A 4,696-nucleotide genomic window follows, 5' to 3' on the forward strand; every position below is an offset into this window, starting at 1 on the left:
ACACCACCAGCGATCCCTTCTGCCCCGGCTTGTTCTCGATGGTGGCCAGCACCTCGGCGGGGTCGAAGCGTGCCGTCACGAAGAGCGTGCCGCCCTTGATCACCACAGGGACGAAGAACGCCGCCCCCGCGTGCGACAAAGGCGTGCACATGAGGAACCGGGGCTCGGTGGGCCACTCCCACTCGCTCAGCTGGATGCTGGCCATGGTGTTCATCGACTGCGCCAGCCCGATCACACCCTTGGGCCGTCCCGTGGTCCCGCCCGTGTAGGCGAACGAGACGATGTGGTCCGGTGGCAGCAGCCTCGCCTCGAGCGGCTCCGGCGCGAAGCCGGCCGCGACGGCCACCAGGTCGGTCGCCCTCCCCTCCAGCTCCGGGGGCACCGGGCCGATGGTGAGCACCTGGGTGAGCCCCGGGCACTTGTCGAGGAGCTCCACGGCCCGCCCCGCGAAGTACGGGTCCACCACCAGGGTCGTCACCTCCGCGTCGTTGAGGACGTACGCGTGGTCGTCGGCGGACCCCAGCGGGTGCAGCGAGACGCGCCGGAAGCCCTGCGTCTGACCTGCGCCGATGATGAACAGGACCTCGGGACGGTTGAGGGCCAGGAGCGCACCGGTCACGCCGGCACCCGCGTCGAGGGTCTCGAAGGCGCGCACGTACTGGCTGATCCGCGCCGACACCTCGCCCCCGGTCAGCGTGACGTCGCCCAGGTGCATGATGGGGCGGTCGCGGTGCCGCCGGAGCGCCTGGACCATCAGGTGGCCGTTGTGGGTGCCGTGCCGCAGCGTCTCGTTGCCGGGCAGGTCCGCGGCGTAGAACGACCCACTCATGCCAGCACCTCCGCGACCGTACGGACCTCGTCGGCGCTGCGGCAGCTGAGCAGCAGCGTGGTCACGCCGGTCTCCTCCCACTGGGCAACCCGCTCGCGCACCTGGTTGCGCTCGCCGACGATGTGCATGTCGTCGACCAGCTCGTCAGGGATCAGTGCGGTGGCCCGGTCCTTCTCGCCGAGCAGGTAGAGGCGCTGGACCTCGTCGGCGAGGTCGCCGTACCCCATGCGCTCGAAGACGTTCTTGTGGAAGTTGGCGTCCTTGGCGCCCATGCCTCCCATGTACAGCGCGACGACGGGCTTCATCCCCTGGATCACCGCACGGGTCTCCTCCGCACCGGAGGTGACCTGGAGGTGGCAGGTGGCGGCGATCTCGAAGTCGTCGCGGGTCCGACGCGCGCCGGGGCGGGCGAAGCCCTCGTCCAGCCACGGCTGGTACATGCCGGCCGAGCGCGGCGTGTAGAAGATCGGGATCCAGCCGTCGGCGATCTCCGCGGTCTGCGCGACGTTCTTCGGCCCCTCCGCCCCGAGCCAGATCGGGACGTCGGCCCGCAGCGGGTGGACGATCGGCTTGAGCGGCTTGCCCAGCCCGACCGAGCCGGGTCCCGTGTAGGGCAGCGGGTGGTGCGGCCCGTCGTTGGCGACGGGCGCCTCGCGCCCCAGCACCTGCCGGATGATGTCGACCACCTCACGGGTACGGGCCAGCGGCTTGCTGAACGGCTGGCCGTACCACCCCTCGACCACCTGCGGCCCGCTGACGCCCATCCCGAGGATGACGCGCCCTCCGGTGAGGTGGTCGAGGGTCAGGACGTGCATCGCGATGGACGTCGGCGTACGGCCCGACATCTGCACGATGCTCGTCCCCAGCCGGAGGCGGGAGGTGTCGCGGCCCCACCAGGCCAGGGGCGTGAACGCGTCGGAGCCCCAAGCCTCCGCCGTGAACAACGCGTCCCAGCCGGCCTCCTCGGCCGCCGCGACCAGTGGCTGCACGCCGCTCGGGGGCTGTGCCCCCCAGTAGCCGAGCTGCAGACCGAGCTTCATCCGACATCCTCCCAACCGTCCACATACGTCCGGTATGTGAAACGCGACACGCTGATTCGTACGCCGACCCTAGGGAACCCTTGCCACGAAATCTAGAACCTGTTTCACTCCGGATCATGTCCCGCACACTGTCGCAACCGATCTCGGTGGCCTTCGACTACACGCGGTCCACGGGACCGGTCCTCGGCCGGTTCCTCACCGGACTGCGTGACGGAGTCGTCATCGGCGGCCGCACCTCGCGCAACGAGGTGCTCGTGCCCCCCGCCGAGTTCGACCCGGTCACCCACGAACCCACCACTGACTTCGTCGAGGTCGGTCCCGGCGGCACCGTCCTGAGCTGGACCTGGGTGAGCGAGCCGGTGGCGGGTCAGCCCTTCGACCGTCCCTTCGCCTGGGCCCTCGTGCAGTTCGACGGTGCCGACGGGCCGCTCCTGCACGCCCTCGACGCAGCCTCCGCGGAGGACGTCTCCACGGGCATGCGCGTCTCGGTCCGGTGGGCCGACGAGCGTGTCGGCGCCATCACCGACATCGCCTGCCTGGTCCCCGAGGACGCGGCCGCCCCGGCCACGCCGGCCGGCTCGTCCGAGCCCGTGACCGGCGTCGTCACCCCCGTGAGGCTCGACTACGTGTACGCCGCCAGCCCCGAGGAGTCCGCCTTCTTCCGCGGGCTGGCCGACGGGCGGATCCTGGCCCAGCGCTGCCCGCAGTGCACCAAGGTGTACGTGCCCCCGCGCGGCGCCTGTCCCACCTGCGGCGTCCCGACCGCCGAGGAGATCGAGCTCGGCCAGCGCGGCACCGTCACGACCTTCTGCATCGTGAACGTGCCGTTCATGGGCCAGAAGATCAAGCCGCCGTACGTGTCGGCGTACATCCTGCTCGACGGCGCCGACATCGCGCTGCAGCACCTCATCCTCGACATCCCCGCCGCGGAGATCCGCATGGGCATGCGCGTCGAGGCCGTGTGGAAGCCCCGCGAGGAGTGGGGCACCTCGATCGAGAACATCAGCCACTTCACGCCGGTCGACGAGCCGGACGCGGAGTACGAGACCTACCAGCAGCACCTCTGAGGAGCCAGCAGATGCGTGACGTCGCCGTCGTGGGCCACGCCCAGCGACAGACCAGCCGTTTCGACGGCTCCCCCACCATGGTCGAGATGCTCGTGCCGATCTTCGCCGAGCTGTACGGGACGACCGGCCTGAGCAAGCCCGAGATCGGGTTCTGGTGCTCGGGGTCCTCGGACTACCTGGCCGGCCGTTCCTTCTCGTTCGTGCAGTCCGTGGACGCCATCGGCGCCCTGCCGCCCGTCAACGAGTCGCACGTCGAGATGGACGCCGCCTGGGCGCTCTACGAGGCCTGGCTGAAGATCCAGACCGGCGAGGTCGACACCGCCCTGGTGTACGGCTTCGGCAAGTCGTCCGCGGGCACGCTGCGCCGCACGCTGGCGCTGCAGTTCGACCCGATCACCATGACGCCCCTGTGGCCCGACACCGTCTCCGTGGCCGCGGTCCAGGCCCGTCTCGGCCTCGAGCAGGGCGCCTGGACGGAGCGCGAGATGGCCGAGGTCGTCCACCGCTCCCTCTCCGACGCGGAGAGCAACGAGTACGCCGTGCGCAAGGGCGGCTCCTCGGTGGACGAGCTCCTGGCCCGCCCGATGTTCTCCGACCCGCTGCGCAAGCACGACTGCGCGCCCATCACCGACGGCGCCGCCGCCATCGTGCTGGCCGCCGGCGACGTGGCCCGGCGGGTCACCGACCGCCCGGCCTGGATCACCGGGCTGGCGCACCGCGTCGACCCTCTGCACCTGGGCTCGCGGAACCTGGTCGAGTCCCCCTCGGCCCGCTCGGCCGCCGCCGCGCTGGACCTGGACGGCGTCCAGGTGGCCGAGCTGCACGCCCCCTTCAGCCACCAGGAGCTGATCCTGCGCCGCGAGGCGGGCCTGGGCGACGACGTGTCCGTCAACCCCTCGGGCGGGGCGCTCGCCTCGAACCCGATGTTCACCGCTGGTCTCAACCGGATCGGCGAGGCCGCGCGACGCGTCTGGGACGGCAGTGCCCAGAAGGTGCTCGCCCACGCCACGTCCGGCCCCGCACTGCAGCAGAACCTGTTCTGCACGATGGAGGAGAACGTCTGATGGGCAAGCAGCTCGCAGCCGTGGTCGGTGTGGGTCAGACGCACCACCGCGCCAAGCGTGAGGACCTGTCGATCGCCGGCCTGTGCCGCGAGGCGATCGACCGCGCCCTGCTCGACGCCGGCATGACCTTCGACGACATCGACGCCGTCGTGGTCGGCAAGGCCCCCGACCTGTTCGAGGGCGTGATGATGCCCGAGCTCTACCTGGCCGAGGCCCTCGGCGCGGTCGGCAAGCCGCTGCTGCGCGTCCACACGGCCGGGTCGGTCGGCGGCTCCACCGCCATCGTGGCCGCCTCGCTCGTCCAGTCGGGCGTGCACAAGCGCGTGCTGACGGTCTCGTTCGAGAAGCAGTCGGAGTCCAATGCCATGTGGGCGCTGTCGGTGCCGGTGCCGTTCATCATGCCGGTGCACGCCGGCGCGGGCGGCTACTTCGCGCCCCACGTCCGGTCGTACATCCGTCGCTCGGGCGCGCCCACGCACATCGGCGCGGTCGTGGCGGCCAAGGACCGCACCAACGCCCTGAAGAACCCGTACGCCCACCTGCACAACGAGGGCACCACCGTCGAGACGGTGCTCGCCAGCCAGATGCTGTGGGACCCGATCCGGTACGACGAGACGTGCCCGTCCTCGGACGGCGCGTGCGCCCTGGTGATCGCCGACGAGGACACCGCCAAGGCCTCCCCCAACCCGGCCTGGA

4 protein-coding genes and 1 pseudogene are annotated in these 4,696 nt (G+C 71.0%); 3 read left to right on the forward strand and 2 right to left on the reverse strand.

The features are described from left to right. Together ACI379_RS00250 and ACI379_RS00255 are read right to left on the reverse strand one after the other, a co-directional pair. The coding region (locus ACI379_RS00250; RefSeq protein ID WP_439790048.1) for an AMP-binding protein at positions 1-829 on the reverse strand (829 nt) is incomplete at its 3' end. Then, positions 826-1,869, reverse strand: a complete 1,044-nt coding sequence (locus tag ACI379_RS00255) for an LLM class F420-dependent oxidoreductase (RefSeq protein WP_439790049.1) — start codon at positions 1,867-1,869, stop codon at positions 826-828. The genes ACI379_RS00255 and ACI379_RS00250, both read right to left, overlap by 4 nt. A 116-nt stretch (positions 1,870-1,985) precedes the next feature. On the opposite strand from ACI379_RS00255, the gene ACI379_RS00260 reads away from it, so the two are divergent. The 3 genes and pseudogenes from ACI379_RS00260 to ACI379_RS00270 all read left to right on the forward strand — a co-directional run. After that, on the forward strand, positions 1,986-2,936 hold the full coding sequence (locus ACI379_RS00260) for a Zn-ribbon domain-containing OB-fold protein (RefSeq protein WP_439790050.1): 951 nt from the start codon (positions 1,986-1,988) through the stop codon (positions 2,934-2,936). A gap of 11 nt (positions 2,937-2,947) precedes the next feature. After that, complete coding sequence (locus tag ACI379_RS00265) at positions 2,948-4,000, forward strand: thiolase domain-containing protein (RefSeq protein ID WP_439790051.1); 1,053 nt, start codon at positions 2,948-2,950, stop codon at positions 3,998-4,000. Continuing rightward, positions 4,000-4,696 (forward strand): annotated as a pseudogene (locus ACI379_RS00270) (thiolase domain-containing protein); the annotation flags it as partial. The gene ACI379_RS00265 and the pseudogene ACI379_RS00270, both read left to right, overlap by 1 nt.

The organism is Nocardioides sp. (assembly GCF_051876515.1).
Lineage (GTDB): Bacteria > Actinomycetota > Actinomycetes > Propionibacteriales > Nocardioidaceae > Nocardioides.